We start from the raw sequence: 20,909 nt of genomic DNA on the forward strand, positions 1-20,909 counted from the left end.
CGCATTTTGTCGTTTCGTACATATGATACAATAGTGTGGACAACGAAAAAGGAGGCGATACGGTGGGATATGTAGAAGAATTACGAAAAATAGTTGGTCATCGCCCTTTAATTTTAGTTGGTGCTGTTGTACTCGTTATAAATGAAAATGGTTATGTTTTATTGCAGCAGCGGACAGAGCCGTACGGAAAATGGGGGCTACCTGGCGGGCTAATGGAGCTTAGTGAATCACCAGAAGAAACAGCTTATCGTGAAGTATATGAAGAGACAGGAATAAAAGTGAAGAACTTGCGACTAATCAATGTATTTTCTGGAGCGAACTACTTTACAAAATTAGCAAACGGTGATGAATTTCAATCTGTAACAACCGCCTATTATACGGATGAATACGAAGGGGATTTTGTTATGAATAAAGAAGAAGCAGTTCAGCTTAAATTCTTTTCAGTAACAGAACTACCTGACTATATTGTAGGATCGCATAAAAAAATGATTGTTGAATATATGAAGATTATGGAAAAAAAAGATATAATAAAAGTGAAAGAAATACAAAAACACAGCTCTGGTTGGTAGTCCAGACGCATGATTTCATGTCAGTAACCTTCCCCTCCGGGATGTCCCGTATTTCTAATTTTTTAAAGGAGGGGCTGTCAATGGAGTTGACAGTATATCACGATGGCCAATTTTTTGTTGGAATCATTACATGTAAAGAACAAGGGAAATTGTATGGAGCGAGGTATATTTTTGGAGCGGAACCGTCAGATGAAGAAGTGCTTATGTTTGTGAATAGTTCACTTTTAGAGCATTTTCAGCATTTTGCAAAATGTGGTGTAGAAGTTAAAGAAAAACAGCGTCCTAAAAACATAAAGCGTATCATACGACAAGCAGCAAAAGAAACAAATGTTAAACGTTTTACTAAGGCGCAAGAGGCGATTAGTTTATCTTATGAATTGCATAAACAAGAAAAGAAAGTGCAGTCTAAGGAGAAGCGAGAAGCTGAAAAAGAAAGAAGACGTTTAATTAAAGTACAAAAAGCAAAGCAAAAACATCGTGGTCATTAAAGAAAAGGTGTTAGAGCAATTGCTCTAACACCTTTTCTATACTGAAATACAAGTAAACTTACTTGTATTTCATAAACATTAACTGGTAAGATACAAATAGGTAGTTTTAGAGGAGGGAAAAGAGTGATTAATTTTAACTTTTTTATGAATGATGTTGTCCGCCAAGCGCGTGAAGAGATTGTCTCTGCTGGATATACAGAATTGACGACGCCAGAAGCGGTAGAAGAAGCGTTTAAAAGAAATGGAACAACACTTGTAATGGTAAACTCTGTATGTGGTTGTGCAGGTGGTATTGCTCGTCCTGCTGCTGCGCATTCCGTACATTATGATAAACGTCCTAACCACCTTGTAACGGTGTTTGCAGGTCAAGATAAAGAAGCGACAGCAAGAGCGCGTGAATATTTCGAAGGGTACCCACCTTCTTCTCCATCATTTGCTTTATTAAAAGATGGAAAAATTGTAACGATGGTAGAGCGTCATGAAATTGAAGGTCATGAACCGATGCAAGTTATTGCGAAACTACAATCATATTTTGAAGAGAATTGTGAAGAACTATAAAAAATAAGAGAAAAGGCGGCACGTCCACAATCAAGTGGATGTGCCGCCTTTTTTATTTATTATTAAAATTTCAGAGATATGCATAGTTATGTTATTTTATGCATCATTTTATACATAACAAATAGCATTTATATTGCTTTATTATTTATTTTTATTTTATATATTGCATAAAAATAAAAGTGCTGATACAATACAAACATCGAATAAATATTCTATTAAACTTTTAAATATACATTATTAGGGGGAAGAAAGATGAAGAAGTTAGTATCAATATCGTTTGCACTTATTTTAATTGTAAGTATATTCAGCGCTTGTAGTAATGGGGAATCAAAAGAAACAAAAGGAAATAAGAAAGTACTCGTAATGGGGACTTCAGCAGATTATAAACCATATGAATACGTGGAAGCTTCAAAAAGTGATGAAATTATTGGTTTTGATGTTGATGTTGCTAAATATATCGGAAAAGAACTTGGGTATGAAGTGAAAGTGAAAGATATGGATTTTGGTGGTTTATTAGCATCTCTTAGTTCAGGAAAAGTTGATTTCGTAATGGCAGGCATGACGCCAACTGCAGAGCGTAAAAATAATGTTGATTTTACAGATATTTATTTTGTTGCGAAAAATATGGTTGTTTCTAAAAAGGATTCTAACATTAAATCTGTAGAGGATTTAAAAGGGAAAAAAGTAGGGGTACAAACAGGATCTATTCAAGAAGAGAAAGCGGCAGAATTTAAAAAACAAGTAGATTTCCAAGTTGAGGGACGTGACCGTATACCAGAAATCGTACAAGAAATTAAAGCTGGTCGTTTTGACGCTGCAATTATAGAAGACACAGTTGCTAAAAATTATTTAGAGAAAATGAAAGATTTACAAGGAATTGAAATTAAAGAAGCGCCAGAAGAAGTTGGAGCAGCAATTGCCCTTCCGAAAAACAGTGATAAAACAGCTGAATTTAATAAAGTAATTAAAAAAATGCAAGAAAATGGAGAAATGGATAAATTAGTGAAGAAATGGTTTGGCAGCGGAAAATAAGCTGCCTTTCACTTTTCTGTGAGGGGAATGAAAAGAATGAACTTAGATTTTTCGGCGATTACGCCTTCGATACCATATATACTAAAAGGTTTAGAAGTTACTTTGAAAATTGTAGCGGTATCAGCTTTAGCAGGATTTATTTTAGGAACGTTATTAGCACTTTGTAAAATTGCTAGAATACGAGCATTAAATATAGCAGCAGATTTTTATACATCAATTTTTCGTGGTACACCACTTGTATTGCAATTAATGATTATTTATTTCGGTGTCCCGCAAATAATTGGTTATGAAATACCAGCATTCTTAGCAGCTGTACTTGCATTTAGCTTGAATTCAGGTGCATACATGTCAGAAGTAATTCGTGCTGGTATTCAAGCAGTTGATAAAGGACAAACAGAAGCAGCAATGGCTTTAGGGATACCATACGGAAAAATGATGAGAAATATTATTTTCCCTCAAGCATTAAAAAATATATTACCAGCGCTTGTGAACGAATTTGCGACACTTACGAAAGAATCAGCTGTAGTAACAGTAATAGGCGCGACTGATTTAATGCGTCGTGCTTACATTGTAGGCGGTGAGACATTTAAATATCTTGAACCATTACTTTTTGTTGGACTGATTTATTATATGTTAGTCATTATTCTTACATTAGTCGGGAAGGCAATTGAAGGGAGAATGAAGAAAAGTGATTAAAATTGAAAACCTTCATAAATCATTTGGTAAAAACGAAGTATTAAAAGGAATTACAACAACGATTGAAAAAGGGGAAGTAGTTGCAATTATAGGACCTTCTGGATCAGGAAAATCAACATTTTTACGTTGTATGAATATGTTAGAAGCACCAACGGATGGTCACATTTGGATTGGAACGGAAGAAGTAACGAATCCGAAAACGAATGTTATGCATGTTCGTGAAAATGTCGGTATGGTATTTCAGCATTTTCACTTATTTCCTCATATGACTGTATTAGAAAATATTACGTATGCTCCTATCAATGTAAAAGGGGTAACGAAGCAAGAAGCTGAAAAGAAAGCTGAGAAACTTTTAGAAAAGGTTGGATTAGTAGATAAAAAAAATACGTATCCGAATCGTTTGTCGGGAGGACAAAAGCAACGTGTAGCAATTGCAAGAGCGTTAGCGATGGAACCGGAAGTTATGTTATTTGATGAACCGACATCGGCGCTAGATCCAGAGATGGTGAAAGAAGTGTTAGAAGTTATGAAATCGTTAGTTACGACAGGAATGACGATGGCTATCGTTACACATGAAATGGGCTTTGCAAAAGAAGTGGCAGATCGTGTTCTTTTCTTGGACGGAGGAAAGCTTGTAGAAGATAGTGCGCCAGAAGAATTTTTTGCAGCGCCGAAAAGTGAACGTGCGCAACAATTTTTACAAAAAATATTGTAATATGAAAAGGTTATGTGAATAATAAGTAGAAAAGGATGACATTGTGTCATCCTTTTTTTATACTAGCTGTAAATACGTTTATACATATAGGAGCAATGATATGTTCAAAATTGGATACCGTACAGTAAAAACAGCAATAGGGACAGGCGCGGCAGTTTTTATTGCTCAGTTATTAGGATTAGAATTTTATAGTTCAGCAGGTATTTTAGTTATTTTATGTGTACAAAATACGAAGCGCAAATCGCTTCAAGTGTCGTTACATCGTTTTCTAGCGTGTGTATTATCAATGGTATTCGCGTTTTGTATTTTTGAAACGATCGGCTATACACCACTTGCAATTAGCATATTGTTACTTACATTTATTCCGACTGCAGTAATGCTTAAAATTCAAGAAGGTATTGTCACGAGTTCAGTTATTGTTATGCATCTATATTCATTGAAGCAAATTACATGGTTTATAGTTGGAAATGAAATTGCTATATTAACGATAGGAATTAGCGTGGCGTTATTAGTAAATATGTATATGCCGAGTAGTGAAAATAAGCTAAAAGAGTATCAGGATAAAATAGAGAGTAATTTTAAAACGATTTTGTTTGAAATGGTTGTGTATTTACGAAATCGAGAAAGTAGTTGGAGTGGATCAGAACTCATTGAAACCGAGAATATGTTAAATGAAGCAAGAGATTTATCGTTTAAAAAACTTGAAAATGCATTTATGCGAGAAGATGATTATTACTATCGTTATTTTAATATGCGTATGCAACAATTCGAAATTTTAGAGCGAATGATACCACTAGCAGCTTCTTTATCGTGGACGTATGAACAAGCTGACATGATTGCAGATGTTGTTGAAAATATTGGTAATGCTATTAGCCCTGAGAGTACAGGCGTTATTTCCTTAAGGCAGCTTCAGGAAATGAGGGGATTATTTAGAGACATGCCATTGCCAGCTACACGCGAAGAATTTGAGATACGTGCGAAACTTGTTCAACTTGTGTATGAAATGGAACAATATTTACTCATTAAAAGTCGCTTTAAGGGAAAGGATAATATAAAAGAACTTATATAGAAGGTAGGAATTATCTATGCCGTATCTTCTCTCTATCATATTATGTCTTTCTTTATCGCCAATTTGGCCTCTTGGGGATAATCCACGTGCCGGAGATTCTTTTATTATTGTAAATAAAGCAACGAATAAATTAGCTTACATTGACGATGGAAAGATTCAAAAGGTTTTTCCAGTAGCGACAGGGAAAACGAATGAATTAACTCCAGAAGGAACTTTTGATGTTGTAATGAAAGCGAAGGATCCGTATTACATTGCGAAGGATATTCCAGGTGGATCGCCAAAAAATCCACTTGGGTCAAGGTGGATTGGATTTAATGCAAGGGGAACTGATGGAAGTAAATATGGAATACATGGAACAAACCAACCGAGTTCAATTGGAAAGTATATTTCACAAGGATGTATAAGAATGAAGAAAAATGATGTGGAATATTTGTTTGATCGTATTCCAATTGGAACGAAAGTATGGATTGTGAAATCGAAAAAATCATTTCAGCAATTGGCAAAAGAAAAAGGAGCCGTTGCATATGAAGAAGCCAACGAAAAGGTTGGCTTTTTCTATTGTAATAAGTTGTCTTGACATGTGTACATAACCATGCGTTAATGAAAGTATAGAAAGATAAAATTAGATAAAGGGGTTGCTCATATGTACTTGAATCCAAAACTTTCGTATATGCAGTTTTTTATGGGATTTCTATTTGTTATTACATTCATATTGGCAACTTTTAATATATGTTCTTATCTTGTAGCGATTGTATGTATGGCATTACTTAATCTCACTTTTGTTATTGGGGCATTTCAGCAGAAACAATATACAAGTTTTGTAATAGCACTTGTAATGTCATTTTCCTTTAGTATTGTAGCGATTGTGTTTTATATAAAATAAACCATCTCGATGTCGAGATGGTTTATTTTGTCATGTGTAAAAAGTAAAAAAAGGACGAACACATCGCCCTTTTTACCAAAACATACTCGCGCCAGCAAGTAATGTTGTTACAAGCATAGAAATTAGCATCACATAAACCATAATTTTTTGAGCTTTTTTATGCATCGTTATACCTCCTTGCAAATCAGTACAATTTCATTGTAACGAGAAATGAAATTATGGACAAGGGGAGAGTAAGGACAAAATTCGGGAAGGGGTTGCAAAATATAACAGGAAATTTGAGTGTGTGTAGAGAATATAGTAAAAGGGTATATTGTTAATTTTTAGTTGGGCAAGCTGAAGAATGGAGATACGATGATGAAAATATACGAAACAGATCGTTTATACTTAAGGGAAATTGATGAGTCGTATGCTGAAACAGTTCTTCAATATTACGACAGAAATCGTGAATTTTTAAAAGCTTGGGAAGAGTATAGACCGGATGATTTTTTTACGCTAGATTATCAAAAGAAAAAGTTGCAAAAGGATAGAAAAGAGTTCGAAGAAGGGAAAATCATCAGACTATGGATTTTTAAAAAGGGTGATGATACGAAAATAATTGGGTGTATTTCATTTAATTTAATCGTTCGTGGCATTTATCAATCTTGTGTACTCAGTTATAAATTAGATAAAGCAGAGTTAAACAAAGGGTATACGACAGAAGCGCTTAGAAAAGCAATTCAAGTTGCTTTTGGGGAATTTCAGTTACATCGTATAGAAGCTCCGATTATGCCTCGTAATTTAGCATCTATACAAGTAGTGACGAAGATAGGTTTTCAATATGAAGGCGTGTCTAGGAAGATGTTAATGGTAAATGGCGTGTGGGAGGATCATATGCGCTGGGTATTGTTAAATGAGTAATAGAAAGCAGATGGTTATCTAGACATGTAAACCATCTGTTTTTTGTCTTGTATTTCGAAACTTTTGCGAAATTCTGTTATAATTAATAGTGTTACATACATAATGGTAGTGCAGGAGGCGCAGTCTTATGATTAATCAAGAACGTTTAGTAAATGAATTTATGGAATTAGTACAAGTAGATTCTGAAACGAAATTTGAAGCAGAAATCTGCAAAGTATTAACGAAGAAATTTACAGATTTAGGTGTAGAAGTATTTGAAGATGACACAATGGCTGTAACGGGTCATGGTGCAGGTAACTTAATTTGTACTTTACCAGCAACAAAAGATGGTGTTGATACAATTTACTTTACTTCTCATATGGATACAGTAGTTCCTGGTAATGGAATTAAGCCTTCTATTAAAGATGGATATATCGTATCAGATGGTACAACAATTTTAGGTGCGGATGATAAAGCTGGATTAGCATCAATGTTCGAAGCTATCCGTGTTTTAAAAGAGAAAAATATCCCTCACGGTAAAATTGAATTTATTATTACAGTCGGAGAAGAATCAGGTCTTGTTGGTGCAAAAGCTTTAGATCGTGAGCGTATTACAGCGAAGTATGGCTACGCATTAGATAGTGATGGAAAAGTTGGTGAAATCGTTGTTGCAGCTCCAACACAAGCGAAAGTGAACGCAATTATTCGCGGGAAAACAGCTCACGCTGGTGTAGCACCGGAGAAAGGTGTATCTGCAATTACTATCGCAGCGAAAGCAATTGCGAAGATGCCACTTGGTCGCATTGACTCTGAAACGACTGCAAACATTGGACGTTTTGAAGGTGGTACACAAACGAATATCGTTTGCGATCATGTACAAATCTTCGCAGAAGCTCGTTCTTTAATCAATGAGAAAATGGAAGCACAAGTTGCGAAAATGAAAGAAGCATTTGAAACAACTGCAAAAGAAATGGGTGGTCATGCAGACGTTGAAGTAAACGTTATGTACCCAGGATTTAAATTTGCTGATGGCGATCACGTTGTAGAAGTTGCAAAACGTGCAGCTGAAAAAATTGGTCGTACACCTTCTCTTCACCAAAGTGGTGGCGGAAGTGATGCAAACGTAATTGCAGGACACGGTATCCCAACAGTTAACTTGGCAGTTGGTTATGAAGAAATTCATACAACAAACGAGAAGATTCCTGTTGAAGAGTTAGCAAAAACAGCAGAATTAGTTGTTGCAATTATTGAAGAAGTAGCGAAGTAATAGAATAGAAAAAGCGTGTAAATCAATTGTGATTTACACGCTTTTTATTTTGATTCGATTGTTTTTACAAGGCGTATAAGCCAATACAAGAAAAATCATAGCAGTATATAATATTAGACGAGAGAAAAATCCAAACGTATTCATGTTGAAAATTGGAAGGAGTAAATAATTAATATAACTACAAGGAACATATAGTTAATTTCACCATAATCAGCCTCTTTCACATGTGTATCCTCTTTATATGGATTATAAAAAAGAACAAGTAATTATTATAACTATTGTGCAAAATTTGATATAATAAAAGAACGAACGTTCTGATTAGGGAGTGAGTACTATGCGAGAAATGTATCCGAAAAATGGTCGTGTAATTTTACATGTAGATATGAATTGCTTTTTCGCATCTGTTGAAATTGCTCATGATCCATCATTACAAGGAAAGCCATTAGCGGTTGCTGGAAATGAAAAAGAGAGAAAAGGAATTATTATAACATGTAGTTATGAGGCGAGAGAATACGGAATACGTACGACGATGCCCCTTTGGGAAGCGAAAAGGTTATGCCCGCAATTAGTTGTAAGGCGTCCTAATTTCACATTATATCGCGAAGCTTCATTTCAAATGTTTCAAGTCCTTTCTCGTTTTACAGAAAAGATACAACCAGTCTCAATAGATGAAGGATATTTAGATATTACAGATTGCTACGCACTTGGTTCTCCTCTTGAAATAGCAAAGATGATTCAACAAGCACTATTAACAGAGTTGCAGCTTCCGTGTAGTATTGGAATCGCTCCAAATCTTTTCCTAGCAAAGACCGCTTCAGATATGAAAAAACCACTTGGTATTACCGTGCTTCGAAAACGCGATATTCCAGAACTGATTTGGCCACGTCCAGTTGGAGCAATGCATGGAATTGGTGAGAAAACAGCTGAAAAATTAAATGATATTCATATACAGACAATTGAACAGTTGGCAAAGGGAGACGAGCATATCATTCGCGCTAAAATTGGCAAGCACGGTGTTGATTTGCAAAGGCGTGCAAAAGGTATGGATGATAGGGAAGTGGATCCGAGTCAAATGGGACAGCATAAAAGTGTCGGTAACTCGATGACTTTTTCAAAGGATATGGATGAAGAGAAAGAATTACTTGATATGTTAGAACGTTTATCAAAGTCAGTGAGTAAAAGGTTACAAAAGCGAACCCTTGTCAGCTATAATATTCAAATTATGATTAAATACCATGATAGGCGAACAGTAACACGGAGTAAGCAATTGAAAAATGCGATTTGGGAAGAACGCGATATTTTTCAAGCAGCATCCCGTTTATGGAAGCAACATTGGGATGGTGATTCCGTTCGTTTACTAGGTGTTACAGCTACTGAAATAGAGTGGAAGACAGAATCGGTGAAACAATTAGATTTGTTTTCATTTGAAGAGGATGCAAAAAAAGAACCGCTACTTGCGGTCATTGATCAAATTAATGATAAGTATGGAACACCACTTTTACAACGAGGTAGTCAACTACTACGTAAGCAAGAGAAGTCGTTTCAACAAAAGTTAGAAAATAAGTTTATGTAGAAGGTGTCATGAAGTAGTAAAAATCATGACACCTTTCCTATTTAACTCGCTTCTAAATCTAAAGAAGTCTTCCATCCAGCTCCAGTAACGCCAGATTCTAATAGCATTCTACTTACTATTTTTTCAATTAAGATAGCTGCATTTGTCTTGCAATGTAATGTAGCCTGTATACAAACTTTTTGATTAGAATCTACATCTTCACTATACAACTCTTTTAAACCGAGCCCTTCTGTACTTACCATATGCATAAGTAAAAAACGAATATGTGCTTCATTTTCCTCTGAACAAGTAAGGGAAAGTAAGTAGTTCGTTTGTTCAGGTGATTCTTCTTTTGATTTTTTATTCATAAAAAGAGCAATTGGGCGAAGAAGTATATTTGCTAGTAACACGCCGGCTGCACCTAATATAGCTGCAACGAGGAAACCGGCGCCTGTAAGAGTACCGACAGCAGCTGCACACCATAAAGTAGCTGCCGTATTTAGCCCTCTAATACTAAAACCATCGCGGATAATAACGCCACCCCCTAAAAAGCCAATGCCACTAACGACTTGAGCAGCAATGCGGGAGGGGCTAGCATCATGATCAAGCATGACGGATAATAAAACAAATATACAGGCACCAAGTGATACGAGAGCATTTGTTCGTAACCCAGCCATTCGATGTCTCCATTGTCTTTCCATTCCAATGCAAGCTCCTACAATAATTGCTATAACTAATCTGAATATAATGTCGTACCATACCATCATGGTCACCTCCATATATAAATATGTGTTATGTCTTTTAGAATGAGCGGGGAATACCCACTCATTCTTATTTTTACAACCAGCTATGAAACTTTTTAATATAAAGCTTTTTCAGGAATTGTGTTAAAAAAGCGTAGCCTAATAGTATTCCTACTAACCAAGGGAAGTAGCTAAGTGGCAATGCTTGTAAACCAACGGCTGCACCAAGTGGTGAGAATGGAATATAAATCCCGATTGCCATAATAAGAGCGGTTAATAAAACGACGGGTGTTGATGCAACGCTTTGAATAAATGGAATCTTCTGTGTTCGTATCATGTGAACAATTAAAGTTTGTGTTAACAATCCAACCACAAACCAACCGGACTGGAATAATGATTGCTCGCTCGGTGTATTTGCGCCAAATACATTCCACATGACTACGTATGTGATAATATCAAATATGGAACTAATTGGGCCGATACAAATAATGAAGTTTCGTAAGTTTGCAGTATCCCATTTTCGGGGTTTTTCTAGAAACTCTTTATCCATTTTGTCCCATGGAATAGAAAGTTGTGAAATATCATAAAGTAAGTTTTGAATTAAAAGATGAATGGCAAGCATCGGTAAAAAAGGAATGAAAGCACTTGCTACTAACACGCTAAACACATTACCGAAGTTAGAGCTAGCTGTCATCTTAATATATTTTAAAATATTTCCGAATGTAGTACGTCCTTCTACAATCCCGGCTTCTAATATAGTTAAACTTTTTTCGAGTAGAATAATATCAGAAGCTTCTTTCGCAATATCAGTAGCAGTATCAACAGATATTCCGACATCAGCTTCACGTAATGCTACAGCATCGTTAATGCCGTCTCCCATGTAACCTACAGTGTGTCCGTTTCCTTGTAATGCGTGTATAATGCGAGATTTTTGCATTGGATTAAGCTTCGCAAATACAGTCGTTTCTTCAGCAAGTTTTGCTAATGCTTTATCTGGTAAAGAATCAATCTCGTAACCGAGGATTGGTTCGCCGATATCTAATCCAACTTCTTTACAAACTTTTCGTGTAACAATTTCGTTATCGCCAGTTAAAATTTTCACTTGTACACCATGCTTTTGTAATGCTTGAATTGCAGCTGCTGCAGATGGTTTCGGGGGATCTAAAAAGCCGATATATCCAGCGAGAATCATATCAGTTTCGTCTTTTACTGCGTACTCTTTATCATTTATGTTTCTATCTTTTTTATAAGCCACAGCAATAACCCGCATACCTTCACTATTCAATGTCTCGCTTAGTTTTTTGACATTTGAGCGTATTTCCTCAGTGAGTGTAACGATTTTTTTATCCACTTCAGTGTAGTTGCAAATTGATAAAATTTCTTCTACGGCACCTTTACAAACCATTGTATGTTCACCTGAAATATCTTTTACGATGACTGACATACGCCGGCGGGCGAAATCGAATGGAATTTCATCTAGCTTTTGAAAAGCTGATGGGTCAAATGTATTGTTTTCCTCTGTATGCTTAATAACAGCTTTATCTATTAAGTTTTTCAATCCAGTTTGATAGAAACTATTTAAATAGGCAAATTGCAAGACACGATTGCATTTATTTCCATTAGAATCTAAGTGACGAACAAGGACAACTTTATCTTCTGTTAAAGTTCCGGTTTTATCTGTACAAAGAATGTTCATAGCACCTAAGTTTTGAATAGAATTTAGCTGTTTTACAATTACTTTTTGTTTAGACATGTTAACGGCACCTTTAGCTAAATTAGCAGTTACAATCATTGGTAACATTTCAGGTGTAAGGCCAACAGCAACGGCAATAGCGAAGAAGAAAGCTTCTTGCCAATCTCCCTTTGTGAATCCGTTAATGAGAAGGACGATAGGCGCCATAATAAGCATGAATGTAATTAAGAGCCAGCTTACTTTGTTTACACCTTTATCAAAGCTTGTTTCTACACGCTTTCCGATTACCTTATTTGCTAAAGAGCCGAAATACGTATCGGTACTTGTTGAGATGACAACAGCTTTTGCGCTACCACTTACAATATTTGTTCCCATGAAGCAAAGGTTTTCCATATCGAGTGGATTGTAATTTTTTTTCATGTTTTTCGGTAAGATATGCTTATTTTCTGTATGGTAGCAGTGTTCGTATTTTTCTACAGGAAGTGCTTCCCCTGTCAAAGAAGATTGATTAACAAATAAATCTTTAGCGGATACAACACGCACATCAGCTGGAACGATATCACCAGCTGAAAGGGAAATAATATCGCCAGGTACAAGTTCCTCAATTGGAATTTCTGTTGTGTAATTTCGATTTAAATTCGTTACATTTTTTGTTTCATGTACAAATCCATTTATTCTAAATACGCTCGCAGTTGTTCGAACCATAGCCTTTAACTTATCGGCAGCTTTTTGAGAACGAAATTCTTGGGAAAACCGAATCGTTGCACTAAGTAGTACCATTGCAGATACGACAATTGTTCCTTGTATGTCATCTGTGAAAAAGGAGAGTGCTCCAAGAGCTAATAAAACGAAAATAAATGGATTTTTAAATGCCAGCAGAAATTGAATGTACCACGGCGCCATTTTATTATGAGCTATTTCGTTCGGACCGTATAAAGAAAGTCTACGAGCCACTTCTTGTTTAGATAATCCATCTTGTGTTGTTTCTAGAAGTTTTAACGCAGAGATTACATCTTGTGTTGCAATCTCCACTAATAATTCGTTATTTGTTTTCATGCTATCTTGCTCATAAGCATGCTTTGTTTCTTGTCTTTGTAAATTAAACATCGGTAGTTCCTCCTCTGTCATGAAGGAGGAAACAATCTGTTACCTAACTATTTGAAATGGTGAGGAACAGTTTCTTTCCTACCTACATGATGAAATATGAATGTAAAACGTATGGGTATCTGGGCCGAATCATCAATTGCCAACTGTTCCTCACCTCCGTACAATTTAGTAGTTTCTGAATATGCTATGTTTGTTTCATAGTAAGGTGCATATAGACGTAAAAAGACCTTTACTCAAAACGAGTAAAGGTCTGAATTCGCAGTTAAAAGAGTCCACAACAAAGACTGCTAGTAGACATAAATAAAAACAGTTTTTGTGTATGACAAAATACATGCACCTCTCCCTCGTTGAGTTTTAGCACTGTATAGCATAGGTACTGAAACCAGCTACGTTAAAAAAGGCCTTCATTCCGACCTTTCCTGTTGACCCATTGGCGTCTCTCGACATTTTTGGGCAGCAGCGTTTCTCTATACAGGAGCCTCACCTAACAGAGACCATATTCAATTACATGTTGAATGTTAGCACTGTAAAATCGTAGTGTCAATATCTTTTTTATCTGTGTTTTTAAAATATTAAATGGATTTATAATAGATATATGGGATGAAATACATGATATTAATTATAAATAATGTGGAAAATAAATATTTTTATAAAAGGGGAATTTGTAATGATACCACAAAATTTTATTATAAATATTGAGAATCAAAAGTGGTTGTTTAATGAGCAGGAAGATTTATGTTCTCACGGGGAAATTTATTTAAATGTGGATGGAACGATTATTACACAAACAGGTATGGATGAGGAATGGGGAATAAGTGAATCAGCTTTAGCTCTGTTACGAACTTTAGATAAAGAATATATTTGTGATATTGAAAATGAAGAGGGGCTTATTTTGCACGGATGTGGCACTATGCTCATGTTAGGATGCCCAATTTCAATTCATTGGACTATAAACCATATAGGTGAAAATGTGGTTTTAAAGAATTTTGTCAAAGTTATTTCTACTGATCAAAAGGCTATATACTATGAAGGGCTTCATATAGAAGTAAATGAAAATGAATATAGAAAACAAATTGTTTCTTTTGCGCTACAAGCAAAAGAATTATTCAATAAATCAAGTGAAAAGATAATTTTAGATGAGTTTGATCAAAGTATGTATACAGACTTTTGGACGGAATATAATCATTTGCTAAATAAGTATAAATAAAAAAGCACTGTAACCAGTGCTTTTTTATTATAGATTACGAGATTGTAGGGTTTTCAAAAATAACAATCTCTGAACTGTTTGTAGTTGAAACGCGTTGGGCGTAATATGTTAAAGCTGAAGAAATATATGCTGGTAACGTATCATTTGTATGTGATGTTGTATATTCATGGATTAATTCCTTTAAAGTTGTCCATTCTAATTGTGCTGGGTGATCAGACACGAAAGAACTTACCCAGCGATCAAATGAAGATGAAAAATCAGTTTGTAAACGAAATACTTCTTTCATAATAAAACGCTCCCTTAAAATGTAGTATAATCATTTTAACACAAAACACGAACGATTGCTAAATTTTTTAAGTATAATGTTCGTGTTATATAGTTGTCTAGATGATTGGTTATGTAAATTCAATTTGCCATTTGAAATAACATTCCGTAAGATGAGAGATAGAGTATATTTAGAGCTGGAGGAAAGAAAGTGGAATTTGTATTTTTAGGAACTGGTGCAGGTGTTCCTTCAAAAGGAAGGAACGTTTCAGCAATTGCTTTACAATTGTTAGAAGAACGAGGACAAACTTGGTTATTTGATTGTGGCGAGGCCACGCAACATCAAATATTACATACATCTGTACGTCCGCGCCGCATTGAAAAAATATTTATTACGCATTTACATGGCGATCATATTTTTGGATTGCCTGGTTTATTAGGTAGCCGTTCATTTCAAGGAGGAACTACGCCTTTAACGGTGTATGGACCGAAAGGAATTAAACAATTTATTGAAGTGGCATTATCGGTAAGTACGACACATGTGAAATATCCACTTGAAGTTGTGGAGATAACAGAAGAAGGTACCGTATTTGAAGATAATGAATTTTATGTAGAAACGAAAAGATTGTCACACGGTATAGAATGTTTTGGATATCGTATTGTAGAGAAAGATATACAAGGTGCTCTTTTAGTTGATAAGTTGCTTGAGATGGGTGTGAAACCAGGTCCAATCTTTAAACGTTTAAAGGATGGAGAAGTAGTTGAATTAGAGGATGGCACGATATTAAATGGAAATGAGTTTATCGGCCCACCTCAAAAAGGAAGAATTATTACTATCTTAGGTGATACGCGATATTGCGAAGCGAGTAGGGAGCTTGCGCAAGATGCAGATGTACTTGTCCATGAAGCGACTTTCGCAGCAGAAGATGAGCAACAAGCGCATGATTATTTTCATTCCACATCTAAGCAAGCTGCGAGCATTGCACTTCAGGCAAATGCGAAGCGATTAATCTTAACTCACATTAGTTCTCGCTATCAAGGAGATACATATAAGGAATTATTGAAAGAGGCAAGAGAGTTGTTTTCTAATACAGAAATAGCGACAGATTTGAAATCATTCCCAGTAGAAAAATAATAATTTTGTAAAAAATGGTAACAATGGGTTACCATTTTTTTATGTCTAAAAAAATTTAAAAATAAAACTGTTATTATTTTATACTTATACTTGGATGATACAGAAAATTAGAATGGTTTGAATATATACGATAAAAATACGAAATAATGATTATTTAGAAAAACTGTTATATAAGTCAGATGACATACAAGTGATACAAATAGTAGGAATGGACTTTTATTCAGAACTTTTAAAATTCAACAAAAGTAAGCGTTTTATAAAAAACAAGCTATAATGAGGGCAGATTATAATTTATGATAAGTCACATGCTTTTTAGTTATTATCGTAACAAGTGAAGTTGACTAAACCATGAGAGAGTAACATGAGAATTATAATAGGAAAGATATCGCTTGTTTATGCTATCCTTGCAATGGCTTCTGTGTTAAACTTTGGATTGCTACCAGACTTTATTGTGGATTATCTTATATCATTTTTTAATGAAAATAATGCTAAGATTCTTATGTATTATTATAACTGGTATTATTTCAGGTTATATTGGATTACTTTTATTTAAAAATTATCCAATTCATACAGCAGAACAAATTCGTGGTACAACTGGAAAAGCGACAGATGTAGCAGGTTAATAGAATAGTAGAATAAATTTTTGCATAGAGGTTTAGGGGGAGTTATGATGAAGTATCGCTCAGTATTTGATATTATCGGTCCAGTTATGATTGGACCATCAAGTTCACATACAGCAGGCGCGGCAAGAATGGGGCAAGTTGCTCGCCAGCTGTTTCGTCATGAACCAGAAAGAGTAAGCATTTCGTTATATGGATCATTTGCAAAGACGTATCGAGGGCATGGTACGGATGTAGCACTAATCGGTGGAATATTAGGATTTGAAACAGATGACTTACGTATTCCAGAGGCGCTAGAAATAGCAAAAGAGCGCGGAATTGAAGTGGAATTCATTGAAGAAGATGCCAATGCACCTCACCCAAATACAGCGAAAATTCGTTTGTATAAAGGTGAAGAAGAAATTGAAGTTGTTGCTTGCTCAATTGGTGGCGGTAAAATTGAAGTTGTAGAATTAAACGGATTCGATCTTCAATTATCAGGCACAAGTCCAGCACTACTTATTGTAAATAACGATCGCTTTGGTGCTATTGCAGCAGTAGCTTCAATCCTTGCTACAAACGAGATTAACATTAGTACAATGAGTGTTTCTCGTAAAGAAAAAGGAAGAAGAGCGCTTATGGTTATTGAAACAGATGAATTATTAGCAGATGAAGTGATTGAAGAAATAAAAGCGCAACAAAATATTTGTCAAGTAACTATTATGGATTAATTGCAGGGGGGACACACCATGTTTCGGAACGCAGCGGAACTAGTGGCGCAAGCTAAAGAACAAAATGTAAAAATCGCAGAAATTATGATTCAATGTGAAATGGAAACAAGAAGTATTTCACGTGAAGAAGTAATTGCTGGTATGGAAAAGAACTTAGTCGTGATGGAACAAGCAGTAGAACGTGGTATTCGCGGCGTGAAATCACCAACTGGTTTAACTGGTGGAGATGCTGTAAAAGTTCAAGCGTATATGAAGAGTGGAAAAGGCTTATCTGGAGATACGATTTTGGATGCAGTAAGCAAAGCTGTTGCAACAAATGAAGTAAACGCAGCGATGGGAATTATTTGTGCAACACCAACAGCAGGGTCTGCTGGAACAGTGCCAGGTGTACTATTTGCGCTAAGAGAAAAATTGCAGCCTACACGTGAAGAAATGATTGAATTCTTATTTACAGCAGGAGCTTTCGGTATGGTTGTTGCGAATAACGCTTGTATTTCTGGTGCTGCAGGAGGATGCCAAGCTGAAGTTGGTTCAGCAAGTGGAATGGCGGCTGCAGCTGCAGTTGAGATGGCTGGTGGAACACAAGATCAAGCAGCTACAGCGATGGCAATTTCATTAAAGAACATGCTTGGTTTAGTGTGTGATCCTGTTGCAGGACTTGTAGAAGTACCTTGTGTAAAACGTAATGCAGCAGGAGCTGCAAATGCGATGATTTCAGCAGATTTAGCATTAGCTGGTGTAACGAGTACAATTCCATGTGATGAAGTAATTGAGGCAATGTTTAGAATCGGACAAACGATGCCAGTAGCACTTCGTGAAACAGCGGAAGGTGGACTTGCAGCAACGCCGACTGGTCGTCGCCTGCAAGAAGAGATTTTTGGGAAGAACAATAACTAAGTGTAATTATAGAAAAAGGAGCTCAAATAAACTTGAGCTCCTTTTTTTTATTTTTCTTTTGTTAGTTGTTCTAATGTTTTTCCAAGATTATGTGATCGTTCCGTTGCCTGTGTAATACAAGAAATAAGTGCTTGTTGAAATTTATGTTCTTGTAATACTTCAATACCTGCTTCGGTAGTTCCGCCAGGAGAAGTAATTTCCTTTCGCAAAATAGAAGGGTGTTTGTCACTTGCTTTTAGCATTTCAGCAGCACCAATCATCGTTTGAAGAATAAGTGATTTTGCAACATCTTCTTTTAAACCAATTTTTTTTGCAGCTTCTTCCATAGCTTCCACTACGTAATAAATATAAGCAGGTCCACTTCCGGATAATGCAGTGACAGCATGCATATCTTCTTCCTCTACAACAGAGACGAGACCAATCGTTTCAAATAAAGATGTTGCAGTGCGAATATGTTCCGCTGTTGCATGTTTCGAAGGGGAGATAGCGGTAGCTGATTTTAAAATGGCTGCGGATGTATTTGGCATTGCACGAATAATTGGAACGTCTTTTTGAAGTAGTTTTCTAATTGAGTGAGTAGAAACACCTGCTAGTAATGAAATAATAAGCACGTTATTATTTATGTATTCTTTAAAAGGGATAAGCGCCTCTGCAACATCCTTTGGTTTCATTGCTAGAAAAAGAATATTTGCATCAGTAAGTAATTCTTTTTTATTATGAGTACCTTTGACACCGTATTTTTTATGTAGCTCTTGTAATCTTGTCTCGTTAGAACGATTACTTACAGTAATTTGTTCACATTTAACAACATTTGCATGTAACAAGCCACCAATAATAGCTTCAGCAATAGAGCCTGCACCGAGAAAGGAAATGTTTTGAATAGACATGATGTTCCTCCTTTAATTTTGGTTAGAAATTCTTATAAATGTACATACATTCGTTTTTTTATAGGAAACACCTCTTTTTATCTGAAAATAATGACAAATATATATAGAAGTTGTAAACTGAAGAAGTATTCATTTTTGAACCGGAAAGAGACAGGGGGGCTAAGCATGACGGCGATTCACCGAATGGAGATTCCTGTACCATTTGCAGTGGAAACTGTGAATGTGTTTTTAGTTGAGGGGGAGACATTAACATTAATTGATACAGGGACGAATACAGAAGAGGCAAGAAATGCGTTAGAAAGTCAATTAGGTACATTAGGACATACGATAGAAGATATTGAAACAGTAGTCATTACGCATCATCATGCAGATCATTGTGGACTTTTAAATATATTTTCTGAGAAGACGAATATTATTGGACATCCTTGGAATGAGCCTTGGATCACACAAAATCCAGAGTTTTTAAAGCGGTATCATGAATTTTTTAGAGAGACGGCCTTACAGTTTGGTGTGCCAGTAGCATTTTTGAAAGACGAGTCGTTATTGACGACGAGGACACTTAAATATTCTTGTAATAGATCGTTAACGCATACTGTGAGAGAAGGAGATCGTATTAATTCTTTGCCTGGATTTACAGTGCTTGAAACACCAGGTCATGCTTCTACTCATATTTCTTTATATAGAGAATCTGATGGAATATTAATTGGTGGAGATGCTCTCATTAGTCATATTTCTTCGAATCCAATACTAGAACCACCATATGAAGGGCAAACAGAACGGGCACGCCCATTACTACAATATAATCAAACATTACAGCGTTTAAGCGAAATGAATATTTCACGCATTTTATCAGGGCATGGGGAAGATGTTCTAAATGTGAAACAACTTATTGAAACGAGATTACAAAAGCAAGAAACACGTGCTTTTAAAGTACTTGAGTTATTAAAGGAAAAACCAATGACAGCATTTGAAGTATGTGTAAAACTATTTCCGGTATTATATAAAGAACAATTACCACTTACTATTTCAGAAACGGTTGGACAATTGGACTATTTAGCATATAATCAACAAGTGATGATTGATGAGTCATCGCAACAATTGATTTATTATGCAAAGTAGGTGACAGCAATGACAGGACGTTTACAAAATAAAGTAATCGTCATTACAGGTGCTTCTAGTGGAATTGGTGAGCAAGTTGCAATGCAAGTTGCAGCACAGGGAGCGACTCCAGTATTAATGGCTCGAACAGAAGAGAAACTACAAGCGTTAGTAGACAAAATTAAAGAAACTTATAATACGCCTTGCTATTATTATGTATTAGATGTAAGTGAAGAGATGGAAGTACAGTCTGTTTTTTCAAAGGTATTACAAGAAGTGGGACGTATTGATATATTAGTAAACAATGCGGGATTTGGTATTTTTAAAACGTTTGAAGATGCGTCAATGGGTGAAGTAAAAGATATGTTCCAAGTAAATGTATTTGGATTAGTAGCATGTACGAAAGCGGTACTACCTTATATGGTAAACAAGAATGAAGGACATATTATTAATATTGCTTCACTTGCTGGAAAAATTGCAACTCCGAAATCGAGTGCTTATGCAGCAACGAAACACGCCGTATTAGGATTTACGAATAGTTTACGCATGGAATTAGCGAATACAGATATTTATGTTACAGCAATTAATCCAGGTCCGATAGATACAAACTTTTTTGAAATAGCGGATCAATCTGGTACATATGTAAAGAATATGGGACGTTACATGTTAAAACCAACATACGTAGCAGAACAAATCGTAAAGTCGATGCACACGAAAAAACGTGAAGTAAACTTACCGAAGTGGATGGGAATTGGCCCGAAACTTTATGCTTTATTCCCAGGTTTATTTGAACGTGTAGCAGGTAAATCATTAAGTAAAAAATAGGAGATTTCCATATGG

24 protein-coding genes and 1 riboswitch are annotated in these 20,909 nt (G+C 35.7%); of the genes, 19 read left to right on the top strand and 5 right to left on the bottom strand.

The window, feature by feature from the left end:
- The first annotated feature begins 62 nt into the window (after positions 1 to 62).
- From CQ064_RS14405 to CQ064_RS14445, 9 genes are all read left to right on the top strand, one after another.
- The gene (locus tag CQ064_RS14405) at positions 63 to 569 is read left to right on the top strand and encodes an NUDIX hydrolase (protein WP_000542554.1); all 507 of its coding nucleotides are present in this window, start codon (positions 63 to 65) and stop codon (positions 567 to 569) included.
- A gap of 80 nt (positions 570 to 649) precedes the next feature.
- Positions 650 to 1,057 carry a YjdF family protein gene (locus CQ064_RS14410; protein ID WP_000424203.1) on the top strand — a complete coding sequence of 136 codons (408 nt, stop codon included), beginning with the start codon at positions 650 to 652 and terminating at the stop codon, positions 1,055 to 1,057.
- 144 nt (positions 1,058 to 1,201) lie between these two features.
- Positions 1,202 to 1,615: a BrxA/BrxB family bacilliredoxin gene (locus CQ064_RS14415; protein ID WP_001979317.1), complete on the top strand. Its 414-nt coding sequence runs from the start codon at positions 1,202 to 1,204 to the stop codon at positions 1,613 to 1,615.
- A gap of 252 nt (positions 1,616 to 1,867) precedes the next feature.
- The gene (locus CQ064_RS14420) at positions 1,868 to 2,647 is read left to right on the top strand and encodes a transporter substrate-binding domain-containing protein (protein ID WP_000737678.1); all 780 of its coding nucleotides are present in this window, start codon (positions 1,868 to 1,870) and stop codon (positions 2,645 to 2,647) included.
- A 36-nt stretch (positions 2,648 to 2,683) separates the two neighbouring features.
- Positions 2,684 to 3,343: an amino acid ABC transporter permease gene (locus tag CQ064_RS14425; RefSeq protein WP_001046915.1), complete on the top strand. Its 660-nt coding sequence runs from the start codon at positions 2,684 to 2,686 to the stop codon at positions 3,341 to 3,343.
- Positions 3,336 to 4,058, top strand: a complete 723-nt coding sequence (locus CQ064_RS14430) for an amino acid ABC transporter ATP-binding protein (protein ID WP_000590203.1) — start codon at positions 3,336 to 3,338, stop codon at positions 4,056 to 4,058. The genes CQ064_RS14425 and CQ064_RS14430 overlap by 8 nt, the downstream gene beginning before the upstream one ends.
- 100 nt (positions 4,059 to 4,158) lie before the next feature.
- The gene (locus CQ064_RS14435) at positions 4,159 to 5,127 is read left to right on the top strand and encodes an aromatic acid exporter family protein (RefSeq protein WP_000472669.1); all 969 of its coding nucleotides are present in this window, start codon (positions 4,159 to 4,161) and stop codon (positions 5,125 to 5,127) included.
- A gap of 16 nt (positions 5,128 to 5,143) precedes the next feature.
- On the top strand, positions 5,144 to 5,704 hold the full coding sequence (locus CQ064_RS14440) for a L,D-transpeptidase (RefSeq protein ID WP_001146569.1): 561 nt from the start codon (positions 5,144 to 5,146) through the stop codon (positions 5,702 to 5,704).
- Positions 5,705 to 5,770: 66 nt separating this feature from the next.
- The gene (locus CQ064_RS14445) at positions 5,771 to 6,010 is read left to right on the top strand and encodes a DUF3894 domain-containing protein (RefSeq protein ID WP_000281167.1); all 240 of its coding nucleotides are present in this window, start codon (positions 5,771 to 5,773) and stop codon (positions 6,008 to 6,010) included.
- A gap of 72 nt (positions 6,011 to 6,082) precedes the next feature.
- On the opposite strand, the gene prli42 is transcribed toward CQ064_RS14445, so the two are convergent.
- A complete protein-coding gene (prli42, locus tag CQ064_RS33620) occupies positions 6,083 to 6,175 on the bottom strand; it encodes a stressosome-associated protein Prli42 (RefSeq protein WP_000549037.1) in 93 nt (30 codons plus the stop codon).
- A 189-nt stretch (positions 6,176 to 6,364) separates the two neighbouring features.
- Between prli42 and CQ064_RS14455 the strand changes: the two genes are divergently transcribed.
- From CQ064_RS14455 to CQ064_RS14470, 3 genes are all read left to right on the top strand, one after another.
- On the top strand, positions 6,365 to 6,910 hold the full coding sequence (locus CQ064_RS14455) for a GNAT family N-acetyltransferase (RefSeq protein WP_001987197.1): 546 nt from the start codon (positions 6,365 to 6,367) through the stop codon (positions 6,908 to 6,910).
- Between the two features lie 127 nt (positions 6,911 to 7,037).
- Positions 7,038 to 8,156 carry a tripeptidase T gene (locus CQ064_RS14460; protein WP_000609803.1) on the top strand — a complete coding sequence of 373 codons (1,119 nt, stop codon included), beginning with the start codon at positions 7,038 to 7,040 and terminating at the stop codon, positions 8,154 to 8,156.
- A 334-nt stretch (positions 8,157 to 8,490) separates the two neighbouring features.
- Complete coding sequence (locus CQ064_RS14470) at positions 8,491 to 9,729, top strand: DNA polymerase IV (RefSeq protein WP_001208854.1); 1,239 nt, start codon at positions 8,491 to 8,493, stop codon at positions 9,727 to 9,729.
- A gap of 41 nt (positions 9,730 to 9,770) precedes the next feature.
- Here CQ064_RS14470 and CQ064_RS14475 read toward each other — a convergent pair whose 3' ends face one another.
- Positions 9,771 to 10,472 (bottom strand): MgtC/SapB family protein, encoded by a 702-nt coding sequence (locus CQ064_RS14475; RefSeq protein ID WP_000262338.1) that lies wholly within the window; start codon positions 10,470 to 10,472, stop codon positions 9,771 to 9,773.
- 73 nt (positions 10,473 to 10,545) lie between these two features.
- On the bottom strand, positions 10,546 to 13,251 hold the full coding sequence (mgtA, locus tag CQ064_RS14480; RefSeq protein WP_000482680.1) for a magnesium-translocating P-type ATPase: 2,706 nt from the start codon (positions 13,249 to 13,251) through the stop codon (positions 10,546 to 10,548).
- Between the two features lie 331 nt (positions 13,252 to 13,582).
- Positions 13,583 to 13,750, bottom strand: a riboswitch (M-box (ykoK) riboswitch).
- 168 nt (positions 13,751 to 13,918) lie between these two features.
- On the opposite strand from mgtA, the gene CQ064_RS14485 reads away from it, so the two are divergent.
- The gene (locus tag CQ064_RS14485) at positions 13,919 to 14,458 is read left to right on the top strand and encodes a hypothetical protein (protein ID WP_000613045.1); all 540 of its coding nucleotides are present in this window, start codon (positions 13,919 to 13,921) and stop codon (positions 14,456 to 14,458) included.
- 34 nt (positions 14,459 to 14,492) lie between these two features.
- Here CQ064_RS14485 and CQ064_RS14490 read toward each other — a convergent pair whose 3' ends face one another.
- Positions 14,493 to 14,744, bottom strand: a complete 252-nt coding sequence (locus CQ064_RS14490; RefSeq protein ID WP_000665709.1) for a DUF3932 family protein — start codon at positions 14,742 to 14,744, stop codon at positions 14,493 to 14,495.
- A gap of 189 nt (positions 14,745 to 14,933) precedes the next feature.
- On the opposite strand from CQ064_RS14490, the gene rnz reads away from it, so the two are divergent.
- The 4 genes from rnz to sdaAA all read left to right on the top strand — a co-directional run bounded on the left by rnz (position 14,934) and on the right by sdaAA (position 18,084).
- Positions 14,934 to 15,857 (top strand): ribonuclease Z, encoded by a 924-nt coding sequence (gene rnz, locus CQ064_RS14495; RefSeq protein WP_000397454.1) that lies wholly within the window; start codon positions 14,934 to 14,936, stop codon positions 15,855 to 15,857.
- 485 nt (positions 15,858 to 16,342) lie between these two features.
- Positions 16,343 to 16,480 carry a hypothetical protein gene (locus CQ064_RS33625; RefSeq protein ID WP_000943432.1) on the top strand — a complete coding sequence of 46 codons (138 nt, stop codon included), beginning with the start codon at positions 16,343 to 16,345 and terminating at the stop codon, positions 16,478 to 16,480.
- A 47-nt stretch (positions 16,481 to 16,527) separates the two neighbouring features.
- Positions 16,528 to 17,187, top strand: coding sequence for an L-serine ammonia-lyase, iron-sulfur-dependent subunit beta (sdaAB, locus tag CQ064_RS14505; protein ID WP_000877449.1), 660 nt, complete (start codon positions 16,528 to 16,530; stop codon positions 17,185 to 17,187).
- 18 nt (positions 17,188 to 17,205) lie between these two features.
- The gene (gene sdaAA / locus CQ064_RS14510; protein ID WP_000489461.1) at positions 17,206 to 18,084 is read left to right on the top strand and encodes an L-serine ammonia-lyase, iron-sulfur-dependent, subunit alpha; all 879 of its coding nucleotides are present in this window, start codon (positions 17,206 to 17,208) and stop codon (positions 18,082 to 18,084) included.
- Between the two features lie 47 nt (positions 18,085 to 18,131).
- On the opposite strand, the gene proI is transcribed toward sdaAA, so the two are convergent.
- Entirely contained in the window at positions 18,132 to 18,971 is an 840-nt protein-coding gene (proI, locus tag CQ064_RS14515; RefSeq protein WP_000027242.1) for a pyrroline-5-carboxylate reductase ProI, read from the bottom strand.
- 165 nt (positions 18,972 to 19,136) lie between these two features.
- Here proI and CQ064_RS14520 point away from each other — a divergent pair, with 165 nt between their 5' ends.
- Both CQ064_RS14520 and CQ064_RS14525 read left to right on the top strand, forming a co-directional pair.
- On the top strand, positions 19,137 to 20,090 hold the full coding sequence (locus tag CQ064_RS14520) for an MBL fold metallo-hydrolase (protein ID WP_000125135.1): 954 nt from the start codon (positions 19,137 to 19,139) through the stop codon (positions 20,088 to 20,090).
- Positions 20,091 to 20,099: 9 nt separating this feature from the next.
- The gene (locus tag CQ064_RS14525) at positions 20,100 to 20,894 is read left to right on the top strand and encodes an SDR family NAD(P)-dependent oxidoreductase (RefSeq protein ID WP_000147794.1); all 795 of its coding nucleotides are present in this window, start codon (positions 20,100 to 20,102) and stop codon (positions 20,892 to 20,894) included.
- Positions 20,895 to 20,909 lie beyond the last annotated feature (15 nt).

Source organism: Bacillus sp. MYb78, from assembly GCF_002975115.1.
GTDB classification, from domain to species: Bacteria; Bacillota; Bacilli; order Bacillales; family Bacillaceae_G; genus Bacillus_A; species Bacillus_A cereus.